11 protein-coding genes are annotated in these 17,917 nt (G+C 39.0%); 7 read left to right on the forward strand and 4 right to left on the reverse strand.

The window, feature by feature from the left end:
- Window positions 1-183: 183 nt before the first annotated feature.
- Window positions 184-2,649 carry an endonuclease MutS2 gene (locus ACYPZI_RS07440; RefSeq protein ID WP_459600169.1) on the reverse strand — a complete coding sequence of 822 codons (2,466 nt, stop codon included), beginning with the start codon at window positions 2,647-2,649 and terminating at the stop codon, window positions 184-186.
- A gap of 467 nt (window positions 2,650-3,116) precedes the next feature.
- On the opposite strand from ACYPZI_RS07440, the gene feoB reads away from it, so the two are divergent.
- From feoB to ACYPZI_RS07455, 3 genes are all read left to right on the forward strand, one after another.
- Window positions 3,117-5,588 (forward strand): ferrous iron transport protein B, encoded by a 2,472-nt coding sequence (gene feoB, locus ACYPZI_RS07445; RefSeq protein WP_459600171.1) that lies wholly within the window; start codon window positions 3,117-3,119, stop codon window positions 5,586-5,588.
- A 434-nt stretch (window positions 5,589-6,022) separates the two neighbouring features.
- Window positions 6,023-9,067, forward strand: a complete 3,045-nt coding sequence (locus ACYPZI_RS07450) for a SusC/RagA family TonB-linked outer membrane protein (RefSeq protein ID WP_459600173.1) — start codon at window positions 6,023-6,025, stop codon at window positions 9,065-9,067.
- 19 nt (window positions 9,068-9,086) lie between these two features.
- Window positions 9,087-10,574: a RagB/SusD family nutrient uptake outer membrane protein gene (locus tag ACYPZI_RS07455; RefSeq protein ID WP_459600175.1), complete on the forward strand. Its 1,488-nt coding sequence runs from the start codon at window positions 9,087-9,089 to the stop codon at window positions 10,572-10,574.
- Between the two features lie 272 nt (window positions 10,575-10,846).
- On the opposite strand, the gene ACYPZI_RS07460 is transcribed toward ACYPZI_RS07455, so the two are convergent.
- The gene (locus ACYPZI_RS07460; RefSeq protein ID WP_459600177.1) at window positions 10,847-11,176 is read right to left on the reverse strand and encodes a hypothetical protein; all 330 of its coding nucleotides are present in this window, start codon (window positions 11,174-11,176) and stop codon (window positions 10,847-10,849) included.
- 76 nt (window positions 11,177-11,252) lie between these two features.
- Between ACYPZI_RS07460 and pyrE the strand changes: the two genes are divergently transcribed.
- Genes pyrE through serB form a run of 4 tightly spaced genes read left to right on the forward strand, consistent with a single transcriptional unit; the run spans window position 11,253 to window position 14,945 of the window.
- A complete protein-coding gene (gene pyrE, locus ACYPZI_RS07465; protein ID WP_459600179.1) occupies window positions 11,253-11,882 on the forward strand; it encodes an orotate phosphoribosyltransferase in 630 nt (209 codons plus the stop codon).
- A 14-nt stretch (window positions 11,883-11,896) separates the two neighbouring features.
- Window positions 11,897-12,334 carry an SRPBCC family protein gene (locus tag ACYPZI_RS07470; protein WP_459600181.1) on the forward strand — a complete coding sequence of 146 codons (438 nt, stop codon included), beginning with the start codon at window positions 11,897-11,899 and terminating at the stop codon, window positions 12,332-12,334.
- A 4-nt stretch (window positions 12,335-12,338) separates the two neighbouring features.
- Window positions 12,339-13,676 (forward strand): argininosuccinate lyase, encoded by a 1,338-nt coding sequence (gene argH, locus ACYPZI_RS07475; RefSeq protein ID WP_459600183.1) that lies wholly within the window; start codon window positions 12,339-12,341, stop codon window positions 13,674-13,676.
- A gap of 48 nt (window positions 13,677-13,724) precedes the next feature.
- Window positions 13,725-14,945, forward strand: a complete 1,221-nt coding sequence (gene serB / locus ACYPZI_RS07480; protein WP_459600184.1) for a phosphoserine phosphatase SerB — start codon at window positions 13,725-13,727, stop codon at window positions 14,943-14,945.
- A 135-nt stretch (window positions 14,946-15,080) separates the two neighbouring features.
- On the opposite strand, the gene ACYPZI_RS07485 is transcribed toward serB, so the two are convergent.
- Together ACYPZI_RS07485 and ACYPZI_RS07490 are read right to left on the reverse strand one after the other, a co-directional pair.
- Window positions 15,081-15,875 carry a tetratricopeptide repeat protein gene (locus ACYPZI_RS07485; RefSeq protein ID WP_459600186.1) on the reverse strand — a complete coding sequence of 265 codons (795 nt, stop codon included), beginning with the start codon at window positions 15,873-15,875 and terminating at the stop codon, window positions 15,081-15,083.
- Between the two features lie 87 nt (window positions 15,876-15,962).
- Window positions 15,963-17,231: a peptidase U32 family protein gene (locus ACYPZI_RS07490; protein WP_459600188.1), complete on the reverse strand. Its 1,269-nt coding sequence runs from the start codon at window positions 17,229-17,231 to the stop codon at window positions 15,963-15,965.
- Window positions 17,232-17,917 lie beyond the last annotated feature (686 nt).

Here is a 17,917-nt window from a genome sequence, read left to right on the forward strand (position 1 = left end):
TAGATCCTGTCTTTTTCTAATTAAAAGTTAATGCAGCAGATGGAGCTTTTTTATCCAGGAAAGATATTCAATTTGGAGTTTCCTTTATCTTTCTTTTTTATAAAATACAAACTAACGATTTTTAATTCTTCATTTTTTTTTGCCCTGATTTTTTATCTATTTAAGGATGACTTTTTTATACTTTTAGATGAGGTCGACAACGGTTATGCCCGTACCTCCGAATTGGACGTGCTCGTCCTGATAGTTTTGAACTCCCGAAGCCGTGCGTAAATAATCACGGATAATTTGCCGCAATGCTCCTGTTCCTGTTCCATGTAATATACGTACCCGTGACATACCGACAAGCACCGCGTCATCAATGAAATACATAACAGCTTGTAATGCTTCATCTCCACGCATACCACGGATGTCAATATCTTGTTTGAAATTAAGCTTTTTGTTTCGCATGTCGTCGCTGACAGCGGCATTGACCAAAGTGCTTTTTTGATCCCGCTTAATTTGATTCTTACTGACGTATTCCAAGCTTTCGAGTTTAACTGTCGATTTTATCATTCCGAATGCAACCGTTGCATTCCCTTTTTGTATATCGAGAACCTGTCCTACAGAAGATTGACCTTTTATGCGTACATTGTCTCCTACAGATACAATGGTCGTATTCTTTTGGTCTTTTACTTGTTTATCCTTTTGCTTCTTATTCTTCTCTTTGTCTTTTAGTTTCTGTATTTTTCGGGTAATTTTTTCGTCGGTTAAATTTTCTTCGTGTTTTAATGACGATTTGAACTCCCCAAGAGTTTGTCTTGCCTGCTTCGTTTTTTCCTTTTCGGCTTGAGATTCTTTGATGGTACGTATCGTATTTTCTATTTTAGCATTAGCCTCGGATAATAGTCTTTCGGCTTCGGCTTTTGCTTGACGGATAATTTCTTTTCGTTGCTTTTCTATTTCTAATAAATCAGCTTCGTAATTTTCTGTTATTTCTTCCAGTCGTTTTTCTTTCTGACGGACATTCTGTCTTTTTGTTTCCCAGTAACGTTTATCGCGGACAATATCTTGCAGATATTTATCCATGTTTATGTAGTCGCTGCCAACAATACCGGAGGCATCGCTTATTACATCTTCGGGTAATCCTATTTTTCGTGCTATTTCTATAGCGAATGAACTTCCCGGATTCCCGATAGATAGAGTAAATAAAGGTTGCATAAGATGCCGGTCATAAAGCATGGCGCCGTTTATTACACCCTTATTTTCATTTGCAAAATGTTTCAGGTTCTGATAGTGGGTAGTGATTACACCGAACGCGCCTTTCTCATTGAAACGTTTAAGTAATGACTCGGCTATAGCCCCCCCGATCTGAGGTTCTGTTCCACCTCCAAACTCGTCTATGAGCAGAATCGTTTTGTTGTCACAGTTTCTGACAAAATATTTCATATTGGTCAGATGTGAACTATATGTGCTTAAGTCGTTTTCAATAGATTGTTCGTCGCCGATATCGATAAATATATTGTCAAATATCCCTACTATCGAATTTTCGGCAAGTGGAATTGGAATGCCGCATTGTACCATGTATTGTAATAGCCCGACTGTTTTTAGACAGACAGACTTTCCTCCGGCATTAGGTCCTGATATTATTAACAGACGGTTGTCTTCTTCCAATTCGATGTCAAGGGGCACTATCTGTTTGTTTTGTTTCCGGTGCGAAATCAATAATAGAGGGTGCTTTGCCCTGTACCATCTTATAATCTGTTTGTTTTCGATAGATGGCTTAATAGCCTCAATATCTATGGCAAAAGTGGCTTTAGCCCTGATAAAATCGATAGTAGCCAAAAATTCGTAAGACTGGATAATATCTTGGACCAATGGGCGTAAAGTATCAGTAAAAGCAATCAGTATCTTTATTATCTCGCGTCGTTCTTCACTCTCCAGTTCACGTATACGGTTGTTGGCTTCCACTACTTCGGCCGGTTCTATAAAAACAGTTTTTCCCGACGCCGATTCGTCATGCACGATCCCCTTTATTTTACGTTTGAAGGCAGGTGCAACAGGTATAACCAACCTGCCATCCCGCATGGTCGGAGTTACATCTTTTTCTACCAGCCCTTCGTTTTGCGCTGCGCGGAGAATAGCGTTCAGGCTACGGGATATACCACCGGATACATGTGCTATTTCTTTTCGAATACGGCTCAATTCACTGGAAGCATTATCTTTTATCCGCCCGAATTTGTCGAGAATATTGTCTATCCGGCTAATTAGTTGAGGAAATACAGTTACTTCTCCGGCTAATTTATACAAACATGGATAAGGGGTATTCTCTTCCTCTTCTTTTTTAAGAAAACTAACTATTTCTTTTATCGTTTGCAGAGAACGTCTCAAATCAAACAGATCACTTTCGTCTATCCACGTTCCTTCAACTTTTATACTCGCTAAAGATTGTCGAACATCCAGGAAATAATTGGTAGGAAAATTATCTTCTTCTTGTATAATCCTTATAAATTCTTCTGTTTGAGATAAAGATGCTGTTATGAATTCATAATCAGTGTAAAACATCATGCTTTCCACTCTCTCTTCACCAAGACTACTCAGACATTTCGATGTGAGTAATTGACGTATTTTGTCGAATCCTATTTTGAATTCAAAATTTTCAGGATATATCACTATATTTATTTTAACATGCAAAGATAACTATTTCTAAAAATTATACTCTTATGATTTAAAACATTGCCGGATTTTTTTGATAAAAGAAAATTATAACTAAATTTGCAATGACTAGAGGAATTATTTGCCTTTTACAAACTATTTTGGACTAGCATAAACTGAACATGATATTATATAACTACTATCAAATAATCAACATAATTGTATAGCAATGCATTAGAGAAGTGACTAAGGATTTATTGGGCATTTATTATCCTGCAATGACTTATATCTTTAAATTAACAAGTGTTTTTATCTCAATAGTTTGCTTGCGAAAGTGGATATGGGGTTTTGTCATTGATTGCTTCTCTTTGCATTGTTTTATTATATGCTAAACCCAGACTATTCCCTTTTTATATTCATTCTAAATAAAGATTGTTTTCTAATAAAAAATACGCATCTTTGTACTCCAATAATATAAATGAAATATGCATTTATCTGATCTCAAGACCGGGGAAAAAGGTGTTATTGTACGCGTTAACGGCAGTGGAGCTTTTCGTAAGCGCATTCTCGAAATGGGCTTCATTAAAGGAAAAACGATTAAGGTTATTTTAAATGCTCCCCTTAAAGATCCAATCAAATATAAAATTATGGATTATGAGGTGTCTCTTCGTCGTAGCGAAGCGGCCCTTATAGAAGTTGTTTATCCTGATAATAAAGAAGTAGAACATTATCTGGAGAAATCTGCTTTTGATTCCGAAATTATGTATCAGGAGATTCATCAATCGGTGAATAGACCTGTAGACGACAAAAAGATTATTAAAGTCGCATTGGTGGGAAATCCTAATGCAGGGAAAACGTCTTTGTTTAATATTGCATCGGGAGCGCATGAGCATGTAGGAAACTATGGCGGCGTGACTGTCGATTCTAAAGAAGGGAAATTTAAACATGGAGGGTATGTTTTCCGGATAGTAGATTTACCCGGCACATACTCTTTGTCAGCTTATACCCCGGAAGAATTATATGTAAGGAAACATATTGTTGAAGATAGGCCGGATGTTATAATAAATATAGTAGCGGCATCGAATCTTGAGCGTAACCTGTACTTGACTACCGAACTGATAGACATGGAAGCTCCTGCGGTGATTGCACTCAATATGTATGATGAGCTGCAAGATGCAGGTAGTGAATTTGATTATCAGGCTTTATCGAAAATGATAGGAATTCCTATGGTACCTACTGTTGCCAAGTCTGGAGTTGGTATTGAGGATCTATTCGATGCGGTTATTCGTGTTTATGAAGATAAAGAGCCTGTTGTAAAAAGGGTACATGTATATTATGGCAATACGGTAGAGAATGCGATTAGTAAGTTGAAAATTTTGCTGGAAAAGCAAACCAATCACACACTGTTATTTCCCCGGCGTTATATTGCGGTTAAATTAATAGAAAAGGATAAAGACATAGAAAAATATGTCTCCACTCTCGCTAATGAAGAAAAATTGCTTGCCTTAAGGGATTCGGAAGTAAAGAATATAGAGGAAACCTTGAAAGAAGATACCGAGTCTGTATTGACAAATGCCCGTTATGGGTTCGTTGCCGGAGGATTGAAGCAAACATTAAAAGAAAAAACGAATGAGTCTGATATTACTCGTATTATAGATGCTGCTGTTACGAATAAATATATAGGATTTCCTTTGTTTTTCTTTTTTATGTGGGTTATGTTCGAGTGTACATTCCGGCTGGGTGGGTATCCTATGGAGTGGATCGAATCGGGCGTGACATATATTGGCAATTTGGTACGGGGAATCATGCCTGACGGAATGCTTAAGGATTTGGTTGTGGATGGAATAATTGGCGGAGTAGGGGGTGTTATAGTATTTTTACCCAATATACTAATATTGTATGCGTTTATATCTTTTATGGAAGATTCGGGCTATATGGCCCGGGCTGCCTTTATTATGGATAAAGTCATGCATAAGATGGGGTTGCACGGGAAATCCTTTATTCCCTTAGTGATGGGCTTTGGCTGCAATGTCCCCGCTATACTGGCTACCCGTACAATCGAAAGCCGCAATAGTAGGATGGTTACAATGCTGGTTAACCCTTTCATGTCTTGTAGTGCCCGTCTGCCGGTCTATTTATTGTTTGTAGGGGTTTTCTTCAAATCATATGCCAGTTTGGTGTTGTTTGGGTTATATTTTACAGGTATATTATTAGCTGTTATATCAGCCAGATTATTTAAGAAATTCTTGTTTCCTAAAGAGGATACTCCTTTTGTGATGGAGTTACCGCCATACCGTATGCCTACATTAAAAGCTGTGACAATACATATGTGGGACAAATCGCAGCAATATTTAAAGAAAATGGGAGGGGTAATCCTTATTGCATCTATTATAATTTGGTTTCTAGGCTATTTTCCTCAAGATAAAGAGCGTGAAGCATTGTTTGATGCGAAGGTGGCTGATGTCGAGCTTCAGTATGAAAATAAGGTTGTAGGTGAAGAACAAAAAAACGAGCAGATAGAGCAGATTGAAGATCAGCGAAATATAGCTCATCAGGAAAATTCATATATCGGACGTGTAGGCAAAGCTATAGAGCCCGTTATGAGTCCTTTAGGATTTGATTGGAAGATTAGCGTGAGCCTGCTTTCGGGAATGGCGGCAAAAGAAGTCGTAGTTAGTACATTGGGGGTTCTCTATACAGGAGATCCTGATAGTCAGGAAACATTGGAGACGCGGCTGTTGAGTGAGACTAAGGCTGACGGTACTCCTACTTTTACACCTTTGGTAGTTGTCAGTTTGCTACTTTTTGTGCTGATTTACTTTCCATGTGTCGCTACGATAGCTGCCATAAAGGAGGAGTCCGGCTCATGGAAGTGGGGTGTTTTTAGTGTGATTTATACTACTTCGTTGGCGTGGATAGTTTCCTTTATGGTATATCAGATTGGAAATATGCTGTAAATTTTGTCTTAATTCTTATCTTTTACTATTATTTGAATTGTTATAGTGTATTCTGGTCTTAAAAGGTGGTAAATGCTGCCTTTTTTTGCCTTTTTGCGTGAAATAAGAATTTTAAATGTTAAAAGTACTCTTTCGGGCGAAGAAAACACTCTAATATAGTCTTCCTTTATTTACATAATATATATAAATATTTACATAATATCCGATATTTAACATAAATAACTGCTTCCAATAATTTATTCATCTCTTGTTTGTTAGCATCCTCTTTCAAAATGTCATATTTTGTATAAATTAATCAAAAGTTTGTTTTTTCGTGAAAATTGTCTAATTTTGTATCTCAGACAGCAAACTGATGCTAAAATGCCCGAAATGGAAGCAAATTGTTAAAATGAAGCGTCGGATTGAAATTTAAACTAACAAAAAGTAGTGTTTGTATGAAGAAAAAAGTAATGTTGATTTTATCCTGCTTATTATTAAGTATAGGATTTATTACTGCACAAACAACTCGGATTTCTGGTGTTGTAATAGACGATGCTGGTGAGCCGGTTATTAGTGCTTCTGTAGTAGTAAAAGGAACTACAGTTGGAACAATTACCGATATTGACGGTAAATTTTCAATTAATGTTCCTGATGGAAGAAATACACTGGTATTTACATTGGTGGGGATGAAAACTGTTGAGGCTCGCCCTGTACAAGGTATGCAGGTTGTAATGGAATCTGATAGTAAGCTTTTAGAAGAAGTTATTGTAACGGGTTATGGTAATTTCCGCAAATCCTCGTTTACTGGAGCTGCTTCAACGATCGGAACAAATGACGTCAAAGATACTCCGTCCGAAACCGTCCAATCAAGATTGGCTGGTTCTATAGCCGGGGTGAAGGTTTCTGCAAACGCGGGACAACCTGGTGGTTATACATCTGTGCGGATCAGAGGTACGGGCTCTATCAATGCATCGAGCAATCCTTTATATGTAATAGACGGTGTGCCTATTTATACGGGTGATGTTTCTGAATTTACTTATGCTCAATCAGGTACAGATCCTTTGTCAATGATCAATCCGAGCGATATTGAGAATATTACTGTGATTAAGGATGCCGCGGCAGCCTCTTTGTATGGGTCTCGTGCGGCAAACGGGGTGATTATAATTACTACCAAAAAGGGAAGCGCAGGTAAACCGGTTGTAAGTATGAAAGCTGACTGGGGTAGTTCCGATATAGCCATTGGCAATTGGCGTGAAACATTGGATGGAGATACACGGAGAAGTATATTGAAGCTTGGTTTGCAAAATTATCTGGAAAATAACGGTACGGCTCCGTCAGAGTCAGCTGCGGCTGCTGAAAATCTTTTATTAAATAACGCTACCTTTAATAAGTACTCTAACAAACCTGCTAACGGCTGGATAGATTGGCAAGATTTAGTATTGCGTAAAGCTGCACACAGTAATTATGAATTTAGTGTAAGAGGCGGTGATAGCAAAACGAAGTTTTTTGCTTCATTAGGACATACCGATCAGGAAGGTATTTCCAAACAATCGGAATTTAAACGTTATACCGGAAGGGTAAATGTAACCCACCAGTCAGACAGGTTAACTTTGGAAGGGAATGCGCTTGTTGCAAAATCGCGGCAATTGCGTAGTAACGAAAATACATCGTATGCCAGCCCTATCATGGCTGCATTTGGTTTGGGCTCTAGCCCGGCTTTCGATCCTTACAATCCTGACGGTACATTTAACTATGGAAACTCTCCTGCGAGTGCTACCTCTAATGCTTTGGCCAGTATGGTTTACAATTATAACGATGCCGGTATGATTCGTTCGACCTCCTCATTAAAAGCCGGATACCGCCTATGGGACAATCTGGTGTTGAGCGGAAGATTAAGCTATGATTATTTGAGGAATAAAGAAGTTGCTTGGTGGGATAGCCGTACAGGTGACGGAAAGAATTATAATGGCTTGAATCAGACTTATATATCAGAATATGAGACACTTGGATCTCAGGTTCAAATGGCTTACCAAAAGACTTTTGCTAAATTACATACAGTGGATGCCTTGGTTGCTTTTGAAACAGAAGGTACAGATTATAGCTATGCTTACATGATGGGTTATGATTTTCCTAATTATACGCTGAGAGAGATTGCAAGTGCTGCAGAAAGAGATGCAGAGACCGGAAAAGAAGAAGTGCGCATGATGTCTTATCTGGGACGTATCAATTATACATATTCCGATAAATATTACCTGAGTGCAAGTTTCCGTAGAGATGGAACATCACGCTTGTCAAGCGTAAGCCGTTGGGGTGGCTTTGGTTCTGTATCCGGTGCGTGGCGTATTTCCGGTGAGTCGTTTTATACGCCGGAGATAAGTAAAATAGTAAATGATGCCAAGCTTAGGGTATCTTATGGTACTAACGGTAATTTGCCGACTAACTGGTACGCTTATCAGGGTGTTTTTGGCTTTGGTGCGAATTATAATGGCATGGTAGGTTCAAATGAAACAAGTATTCAGAATGATGAATTAAAATGGGAAAAGAACGCTGTAACGAACATCGGCCTCGACCTTTCGTTCATTGATCGCATTAATGTGACCTTGGATTATTATAATAGAAATACTAAAGATTTGTTATATCGAGTTCCTGTTTCGCAAACAACCGGATTTTCTGATGCTTGGACTAATATTGCGTTGATAAATAATAAAGGATTTGAATTGGATATCAAGAGCCAGAATATACAACGATCCGGTTTTGCATGGTCAAGTTCGTTTAACCTTGCTTACAACAAAAATGAGGTAAAAAAAATCAGCAATACAGACGATCCTGAGATTAGTGGTGTAACTATTATGGAAAAGGGAAAACCTTTATACTCTATTTATGCATACGAATATGCAGGAGTTGATCCTGCCACAGGTAAAGAATCATTCTATATTAACAAAGAAGGTCATGAGCGTGAAATTACCACCGACAGGGCACAAGCGGATAAAATCAATTTAGGTTCCGTTACGCCTGAAGTAACAGGAGGTATCACCAACTCGTTTTTATACAAAGGTATCGACTTTTCATTTGTCTTCACTTACTCTTTAGGTGGCCACGTATACGATTATGCCACATGGTTGCAGACCAATGGTGGAACATATAATTATCGAGCCCAATTACCGTCTTACTACAAAATAGAAGATATGTGGCAAAAGGCAGGCGATAATGCAAAATTGCCGCAATTTGTATATGGTAATGTAAATACAGTATCATCGCGTTGGTTATATTCAACCGATCATTTACGCTTAAAAAGCGTCACTTTGGGCTATTCTTTACCTACAAATATTTTGAAAAAGATTGGTTTTGGCAAAGCACGTGTATATACATCAGCTACCAATTTATTGACGTTTAAGAAATCGGGTTTATACTTAGATCCCGAAACTCCTATCAATGGTCAGGTAACGTTTGAAACACCTCCTATGAAGACTGTTACGTTCGGTATTGAGTTAGAGTTTTAATTTAGAAAATAAGGAAACGATGAAAAATAAATTTAAAATACTTCTGTTAGCCATAGTGGCTATTACAGCGGCTTCGTGTTCTGATTATTTAGACACAAAGCAATATACAGCCATATCCACAGACCAAGCAATAACCGGCTATAACGATGCTGTGGCTGCTTTGGTCGGTATGTATGACGGACTGCAAGGTGCTTCGGGCAGAACTACATACTATGCATCCCGTATGGTTTATTACGGTGATGTCCGCGGTGATGATATGCAAGCGCAAGATGCAGGAAAGAGAACCTCTTCTTGCTACGAAATGCGCTATTCGGCAGATGATGCTCCTGTTATTTGGGCTACTCCTTACGATGCCAATCGGCGTGCCAATAACCTGATAAAGGCATTAGATGAAGGCAAGGTAACGGATGCTACGGCGGAGGAGATCGGTGATTTACGCTCTCAGGCATTGGTTGTGAGGGCATTGGTGCACTTCGACTTGGTACGTGTTTATGGAAATCCTTATACTGCTGATAATGGCGCGTCTTTGGGGGTCCCTATTGTTACAGAACCGCTTGCACCTTCCGCTACACCGGGTCGTAATACAGTGGCCGAGGTATATGATCAGGTGATCAAAGATTTGACCGATGCTATTGCATCAAATGATTTATCGACATCCGCCGAACTTGGTACTATCAATGTTTGGGCAGCTAAGGCTCTTCTTTGCCGCGTATATTTATATAAGGGCGATAATCAGAACGCTTTAACACTGGCTAAAGATATCATTACCAATTCACCTTATGAGTTATGGACGAATGCAGAATATGGAAGCGTTTGGTCGAAGGAAGGTACTTCTGAAGTTATTTTTGAAATTATTAATACTGACACTTCAGACTGGGGTGACCGTGAAGGTATTGGTTACCTGATGAGCGAAGATGGTTACAGTGATATGGTCGTAACTACGGCATTCTCTAATTTGTTGGATGAAGACCCGGCTGACGTTCGTCATTCAATTGTTTTAGCTTCTCACACAGACCCTATGAAGAATCTATATGGTACGGCAAAAGTATGGTGTAATAAGTTCAGTGGGAAAACAGGTTCTCAGATACCTATTGCCAATATACCTATTCTTCGTCTTTCGGAGGTGTACCTGAATGGTGCCGAAGCTGCCTTCAAATTGGGTGGTGCTAATTTACAGACTGCTGCCGATTATGTGAAAGCTATTGCGCAACGTGCAAATCCGGCAACTACCGAAACATTCACCACTGCTAACATATCGTTAGACCGTGTATTGAAAGAACGTCGCAAAGAACTTGTTGGAGAAGGCCACCGTTTCTTTGATGCGATGCGTAATAATCAGACAATCACACGATATACAGACGAAGCCAACAGAGGCCGCCACTACATATTGACAGTACCTGAATCAAGACGGTTTGACAGGACATATTTTAGGGCGATTTTGCCGATACCTGTTACTGAGGTTAATGCTAATCCGGTAATTAAGGAACAACAAAATCCGGGATATTGAAAATAGACTGTGCAAATTATATAAAAAAAAGAGGGTGAGAAATCATCCTCTTTTTTATTTCTTTTAACCCCGTATTAACGTTGTATCTACTCTTTCTTATATAACTTTGTTATCCATAATAATTCTAAATAGGATGGTTCAAGAGATAATCGTTGGGATAATAGGAGTATTTATAGCTTTGGTAATTGCATACAAAATATACGGATTCTTTTTTTCGAAAAATGAACAAAAGGATAGCTGCGGATGTTCAAATTGTGGGTGCAGTACGAAGCCTAAACAGGAAAATATTGAGAATTTATTTGGTTTCTGAGAATATACTTGGTACCTTTGGTATAGAATTTCGATGACAGCTTAGGTCGTATTGGTCGATTGGGAAGCTCATCAATTAATAAAATGACCGAGACAAGCTTTTGATTCCAATGGCGGGCCACACCTTCGGGTTGCTTAGCGCGGTGGATTACAAAGGGGTCGAAGCACTCAAATCCTGTTTTACGGAGTTTCGGTATATCCGCCAATACGACTTTTATATAGGAAAGGAATTGCTTTTTAGCGGTTCCTTTCTTTTTTGTAATACATTTTATTTCACATTTTCTTTCTGTCATATTTTCTTTTATTTTGTCTATTAGTTGTATATTTGTGAGCTAATAATATTGATTGTTGTTATTTTATTCGAACAAAATGAATACCCTAGAAAAGCTGACAGCCGAAAAACTACTTAGTATAAGAGCTATCAAACTACAACCGTCCAACCCTTTTACATGGGCCTCGGGATGGAAATCTCCAATTTATTGTGATAACAGAAAACTCATATCGTATCCTCGTATACGTACATTTATAAAGACCGAATTGAGCCGGCTTATACTTGAAAATTTCCCGGAAGCAGATGCTATTGCCGGTGTGGCTACGGGCGCTATAGCTCCCGGCGCTTTAGTCGCCGATGCATTAGGACTACCTTTTGTATATATTCGTGCTACGCCTAAAGATCATGGTTTAGAAAATTTGATAGAAGGGGAACTAAAACCGGGTAGCAAAGTTGTGGTAGTCGAAGATCTTGTCTCTACCGGTACAAGCAGTCTGAAAGCTGTAGAGGCAATCCGTCGCGATAGTTCGGAGGTTATAGGTATGGTTGCCAACTTTACTTATGAATTTCCTGTTGCAACAGAAAATTTTAAGAAAGCAGGTGTGGAGCTTATCACATTGACCAACTACGATGCTGTCCTTCGTGAGGCATTGCGTACTAATTATATTGCAGAATCTGACCTTGATACTTTGCAAGAGTGGAGAAAAGCTCCCGCGGATTGGAAATAAATTAATACTACCGGATGGCTGAATTTGTAAGTGAAGTAAAAACAATACCATATTCTGACGCGGATATATTTGCCGTACTTTCCGATTTAAACAATCTGGAGTTGGCTAAGGATAAAATACCTCAAAATGCAGTAAAAGATTTGACGTTCGATCAGGATTCATGTTCGGTAAATGTAGATCCTATAGGTAAGGTTAAGTTTGTTGTTGTTGAACGTGAACCCAATAAAACGATTAAATTTCAATCGGAGAAATTGCCTTTTGATGTTAATATGTGGATACAACTTGTAGCTACGGCAGATAATGAAACTAAGATGAAATTGACCATCAAAGCTGATTTAAATCCTTTTCTCAAACCGATGGTTTCTAAGCCATTACAAGCTGGCCTGGATAAAGTGGCTGAAGGATTGGCTGATTTGCCATATTCCGAAATATTGAAAGGATCAAAAGAATAAGCTGATGAAACTTTGGGAAAAAAGCACTCAGGTAAACAAAGATGTGGAATCTTATACCATAGGCCGCGATCGCGAGATGGATGTGTATTTAGCTCCTTTCGACGTATTAGGATCTATGGCGCATATTACAATGCTGGAATCCGTTGGTTTACTTGATAAAAAAGAGCTTCCCCTTTTACTTAAGGAACTAAAAAACATTTACCAACAGGCTATTGATGGTAAATTTGAAATAGAGGATGGTATAGAAGATGTACATTCCCAGGTGGAGCTTATGCTTACCCGCGAGTTGGGAGATATAGGCAAAAAAATACATAGCGGACGTTCGCGTAACGATCAAGTCTTGGTTGACCTGAAACTCTTTACTCGCGATCGTATTCATATGCTTGTAGATTCGGTTTCAAAACTAATCGATGTATTACTTAGTCAAAGTAATAAATATAAGGATGTTTTGATGCCGGGATATACGCATCTGCAAATAGCAATGCCTTCGTCTTTTGGCCTTTGGTTTGGCGCTTATGCAGAGAGCCTTGTCGACGATCTGCAAGTGTTGCTCGCTGCTTATAAAATTTGTAATAGAAATCCTTTGGGATCGGCAGCGGGTTATGGCTCATCGTTTCCGTTAAACCGTCAAATGACGACCGATTTGCTGGGCTTCGATTCTATGGATTATAATGTAGTCTATGCACAGATGGGGCGTGGTAAAATGGAGCGTACTGTCGCTTTTGCTATTGCAAGTATTGCGGGTACATTGTCCAGACTTTCGTTCGATGCATGTATGTTCAACAGCCAGAACTTCGGATTTGTGAAATTGCCGGATGAATATACTACCGGTTCGAGCATTATGCCGCATAAAAAGAATCCGGATGTATTTGAACTAACACGTGCAAAATGTAATAAACTGCAAGCATTACCTAACGATATTACACTAATAATTAATAATCTGCCTTCAGGCTATTTCCGCGATTTGCAGATAATAAAGGAATTGTTTATCCCTTCTTTCGAAGAGATGAACGATTGTTTGCAAATGGTTGCCCGTATGATGGGCGAAGTGAATATAAACGGGCATATACTGGATGATCCTAAATATTTGTTGATATTCAGTGTAGAAGAAGTAAACCGCTTAGTTCTGGAAGGCGTGCCTTTCAGGGATGCCTATAAGCAGGTGGGACTGGAAATAGAGAAAGGTAACTTTAAGCATAACAAGAAGGTTGCCCATACCCATGAAGGTAGTATAGGCAACTTGTGTAATGATAGAATTGAACTGCTTAAGCAGCAAATTGTCGATCAGTTTGACTTCGATAAGGTCGTTGCGGCTGAAAAGAAATTGACAGAATCAAGATAAGATATAGAATATTCTCTATATCTTTTTTATTATAATACGTTCAGACGAATGGAAGAATCAGAAATTATATTGGCGAGTTTATCGGGAGAAGATAAACCGGGAGTAACAGCTGCTTTGACAGCTGTATTAGCTCAACACGATGCGAATATTCTTGACATAGGGCAGGCTAATATTCATCATTCGTTATCTCTGGCCATTATGTTCGAGGCGAAGAATGCAGGCGATGTAATAAAAGACCTGCTATTCAAGGCTACCGAGCTAGGCGTTATCATCCGTTTTTCACCTATCGAGAAAGATGAGTACATGCGTTGGGTAAACTTGCAGGGAACGAAGAATCGCTATATAGTGACTGTTTTGGGCAGAACCTTGAATCCCACTCATATATCAGCCGTAGCAAAAATTAGTCAGAAATATAAGCTGAATATTGAAAAAATAATTCGTCTTACCGGACGTGTTCCTTTAAATGCTTCGGAACGACAAAGCCGTTCTTGCATTGAGTTGTCTATCAGAGGTACTGTCGATGATGTTCAGCAGTTGAAACACGATTTTATGAGCCTTGCCGACAAGATGGGAATCGATATCGCCTTTCAGGTAGAGAATATGTATCGCCGTATGCGGCGTCTTATCTGTTTCGATATGGACTCTACTCTTATACAAACAGAAGTAATAGACGAACTGGCAGAACGTGCCGGAGTAGGAGAGGAGGTGAAAGCGATTACCGAATCCGCGATGAGAGGTGAAATTGATTTTACGGAAAGTTTCAGAAAACGTGTTAGCCTGCTTAAAGGCTTGGATGAATCTGTAATGAAAGAAATAGCCGAAAACTTGCCTATCACAGAAGGGATGACAAGGCTTATCCGTATCTTAAAAAAGAGTGGTTGCAAACTGGCTATCCTGTCGGGAGGATTTACCTATTTTGGCAACTATCTGAAAGATAAATATGGATTCGATTACGTATATGCTAATGAATTAGAGATAGAAGACGGAAAACTCACAGGAAATTATGTAGGCGATGTTGTAGATGGCAAACGTAAAGCCGAATTACTACGTCTGCTTGCTCAGGTAGAAAAAGTGGATATCCGTCAGACAGTCGCCGTGGGCGACGGGGCTAATGACTTACCGATGCTGGGGATTGCCGGATTGGGAATTGCTTTCCATGCAAAGCCTAAAGTTAAGGCAAATGCGAAACAATCTTTATCTACGGTTGGCCTTGATGGTATTTTGTATTTCCTTGGTTACAGGGATTCTATGCTCGAAGGAGAGGTATAGTGTTTAAAGTAGTAAGTAGTAAGTAGTAAGTAGTAAGTAGTAAGTAGTAAGTAGTAAGTAGTAAGTAGTAAGTAGTAAGTAGTCAAGAATCTTTAAATTTTTAAATCTTTAAATTTGCCAGGCAACTGATAACTACTACTTGACATTTTTCATATATTCCTCTACTATCTTGATGCTTTGTTCCACTTCCTTTTTTAAATCCGATTCTTTATCTTCCGGATTTTGAAGAATATGGTTGTAGTTTTCCAGGGCTTTATTGTATTCTTTCAGTTCGTAGTAGGTATTTCCACGATTATAATAAGCAATAGGAGATTCTTCCAACTCAATGGCTTTGGTAAAGTCAGCTAGTGCTTCTTGGTAGTGCTCCATTTTTTCCCTTACAAGTCCACGGTTATTGTATGCGCTGGCGTAATCGGGCGTCAGTTCGATTGTTTTATTCAGGTCTTGCAAGGCTTTCTCGTACAGTCCCATATTACTGTATATCGACCCTCTGTTGTAGTATGCCATACCATCTTTCGGATCGAGTTTTATAATTTCGGAACAGGTATTCAGGGTTTGCATTTCATCTCCCATATGGTAGTATACGGTAGCTAAATGCATATAAGCTTTCAATAATACTTTATCGCGCCATTCTGTATCCTTTTTATACTTTTCATCGTTATTGATTCTCTCGATAAGAGTATTCAGCATGTTGGCTTTCTCTTGAGGGGTGTCCAATCTGTTTAGAGCAAAGTAAATGTCATTATTAAATTTCACCAAGCTCTTTTCTCCTTGCTTTTTCCTTCTGGCTATAAGGAAAAACATTAAGGCAAATAAAAGAAACATAGTGCCGAAAATGGCTATAAATCCTATGATTCCTATATTAGCCACAGATGTTGAACTACAAGATGCAAGTATTAAAGGTAGAGGCAGAATGACAATATATTTCATACGATAGGGGTTTAGATAACAAATTTAGATAAAAAGATCTTTTAGGCAACGATATATTATCCAAACCTTAACTGCTGAAAAGGATATTTAAGATATAAAAGATTTTCTAGGGTTTGCCTTTACCATTTTAAAAAGCTTATCGGATGGCCGTATTTTTTCGTTCACTTTCATCGAAAATTTCTCTCCTTTGATCGTTTCTTCTACGGGTTTCAGATCAACCCGTATTTCTTCTACTGTTTGGAATACCGCTCCGGTAGTCGGGCCTGTAATGAGTATTTCGTCACCGACTTTAAGGGATTGTGTTTCCATTAGAAATTCGGCGACTCCCAGATTTGAGAAGTATTTGAGTCCTTTTCCTATATATACTTTCCTTTTGGTTGCCCCCGAACCGTAATTGCTCGACCATTCGCCCAGCCTTTGACCAAGATAATAACCATCCCAAAATCCGCGGTTGAATACAGTGGCCAGCCGTTCGTCCCAATTTTCAACTTTTTCTTCGGTAAAAGTTCCTTCACAATATGATTTGACAGCTTCCTTGTAACATTCCACTACGGTGCGTACATATTCAGGTCCACGTGCACGGCCTTCTATTTTGAATACCCGTACGCCTGCATCCATCATTTTATTCATAAAGTGAATGGTTTTCAGGTCTTTGGGCGACATGATGTATTCGTTGTCAATCTCCAGTTCTATTTCGCTATCCTTATCTTTTACTATATATCCCCGGCGGCATATTTGGTTACAGGCTCCGCGATTGGCCGAAAGGTCTTTCTCGTGCAAACTCAAATAGCATTTTCCGGAGACAGCCATGCAAAGCGCTCCGTGTGAGAACATCTCTATCCTGATCAGTTCTCCATTAGGGCCTTTTATCTGTTGTTCTACAATATCTTTATAGATAGCAGCTACCTGATCAAGGTTCAATTCACGAGCCAAAACTACTACATCGGCAAATTGTCCGTAAAATTTTAATGCTTCGGTATTGGTTATATTCAACTGGGTAGACAAGTGGACTTCGACCCCGATACTCCGCGCATACATCATGACCGCTACATCGGAGGCAATAATAGCAGATAATTCGGCTTCTTTTGCTGCATTCACTATTTGGTGCATCAGGGTGATGTCGTTATCATAAATTATTGTATTGACTGTCAGATAGCTTTTCAGGTTATTTTCTTTACATATTGTAGCGATCTGTTTCAAATCGTCAATTGTAAAATTATTTGACGATTTGGCACGCATATTGAGTCCCTCTATACCAAAGTAGATAGAGCCGGCGCCGCCCTGTATTGCCGCAGCTAAAGAATCGTATGACCCTACAGGAGCCATTATCTCAAAATCGGATATATTTTTATTCATTTATATTATTTATTCGAAGTCTTATTTAATTGATAAGTCGGATGCAAAATTATCTCTTTTAAATGAATCGGGCAAGCTGTTAACATTTAATTATTATCAAAAAAAGGTTGTCTTAAAAGGTCTTTTGCACATCATTGGTAGGGCGATAGCCCGAAGTAATCCAGTGGACTCACCAACGACCCCAAAAGGGTAGGGCTGTTAAGTTCTCCATGTTTTTGATTACCCTGAGTACCCACTGAGAAGACACTGAGGTATATTTTAACTAAAATGTAACAAACTTCTACAGTTAGCAGTTAGCAGTCATCAGCCAACAACTCGTACCTCGTATCTCGTCCACTCGTAACTTTTTAACTAAAAAGTAACAAACTTCTACAGTAAATTAGCCATTAGCTGTTAGCAGTTAGCTTATAGCCTTTGCCGCTTCGCGCCATTGTTGACTGTTGACTGACAACTGTTGACTGTTATTGTCGCTTCGCGCCATTTGCTAATTCGCTAATTTTCAAATTAAAAATTTATCCCCGATAAGCAGGTTGACTATAAAAAATCCGTAGGATTTTCATATCAATAGAAAATTATATTCCTCTTTTCTACCCGAACGCCGTAGGTGTTCAACCCCTAAGGGGTTGCGATACCGGCCGGTTTACCTCTTCTATTGATATGAATGCCCTAACGGGCAAGAATTACGC

The organism is Dysgonomonas reticulitermitis (assembly GCF_054601275.1).

Bases quoted from the DNA above. Each gene is read 5' to 3' on its own strand.
- feoB (WP_459600171.1), top strand. From the start codon at position 3,117: ATGCATTTATCTGATCTCAAGACCGGGGAAAAAGGTGTTATTGTACGC.
- ACYPZI_RS07450 (WP_459600173.1), top strand. From the start codon at position 6,023: ATGAAGAAAAAAGTAATGTTGATTTTATCCTGCTTATTATTAAGTATA.
- ACYPZI_RS07455 (WP_459600175.1), top strand. From the start codon at position 9,087: ATGAAAAATAAATTTAAAATACTTCTGTTAGCCATAGTGGCTATTACA.
- ACYPZI_RS07460 (WP_459600177.1), bottom strand. From the start codon at position 11,176: ATGACAGAAAGAAAATGTGAAATAAAATGTATTACAAAAAAGAAAGGA.
- pyrE (WP_459600179.1), top strand. From the start codon at position 11,253: ATGAATACCCTAGAAAAGCTGACAGCCGAAAAACTACTTAGTATAAGA.
- ACYPZI_RS07470 (WP_459600181.1), top strand. From the start codon at position 11,897: ATGGCTGAATTTGTAAGTGAAGTAAAAACAATACCATATTCTGACGCG.
- argH (WP_459600183.1), top strand. From the start codon at position 12,339: ATGAAACTTTGGGAAAAAAGCACTCAGGTAAACAAAGATGTGGAATCT.
- serB (WP_459600184.1), top strand. From the start codon at position 13,725: ATGGAAGAATCAGAAATTATATTGGCGAGTTTATCGGGAGAAGATAAA.
- ACYPZI_RS07485 (WP_459600186.1), bottom strand. From the start codon at position 15,875: ATGAAATATATTGTCATTCTGCCTCTACCTTTAATACTTGCATCTTGT.
- ACYPZI_RS07490 (WP_459600188.1), bottom strand. From the start codon at position 17,231: ATGAATAAAAATATATCCGATTTTGAGATAATGGCTCCTGTAGGGTCA.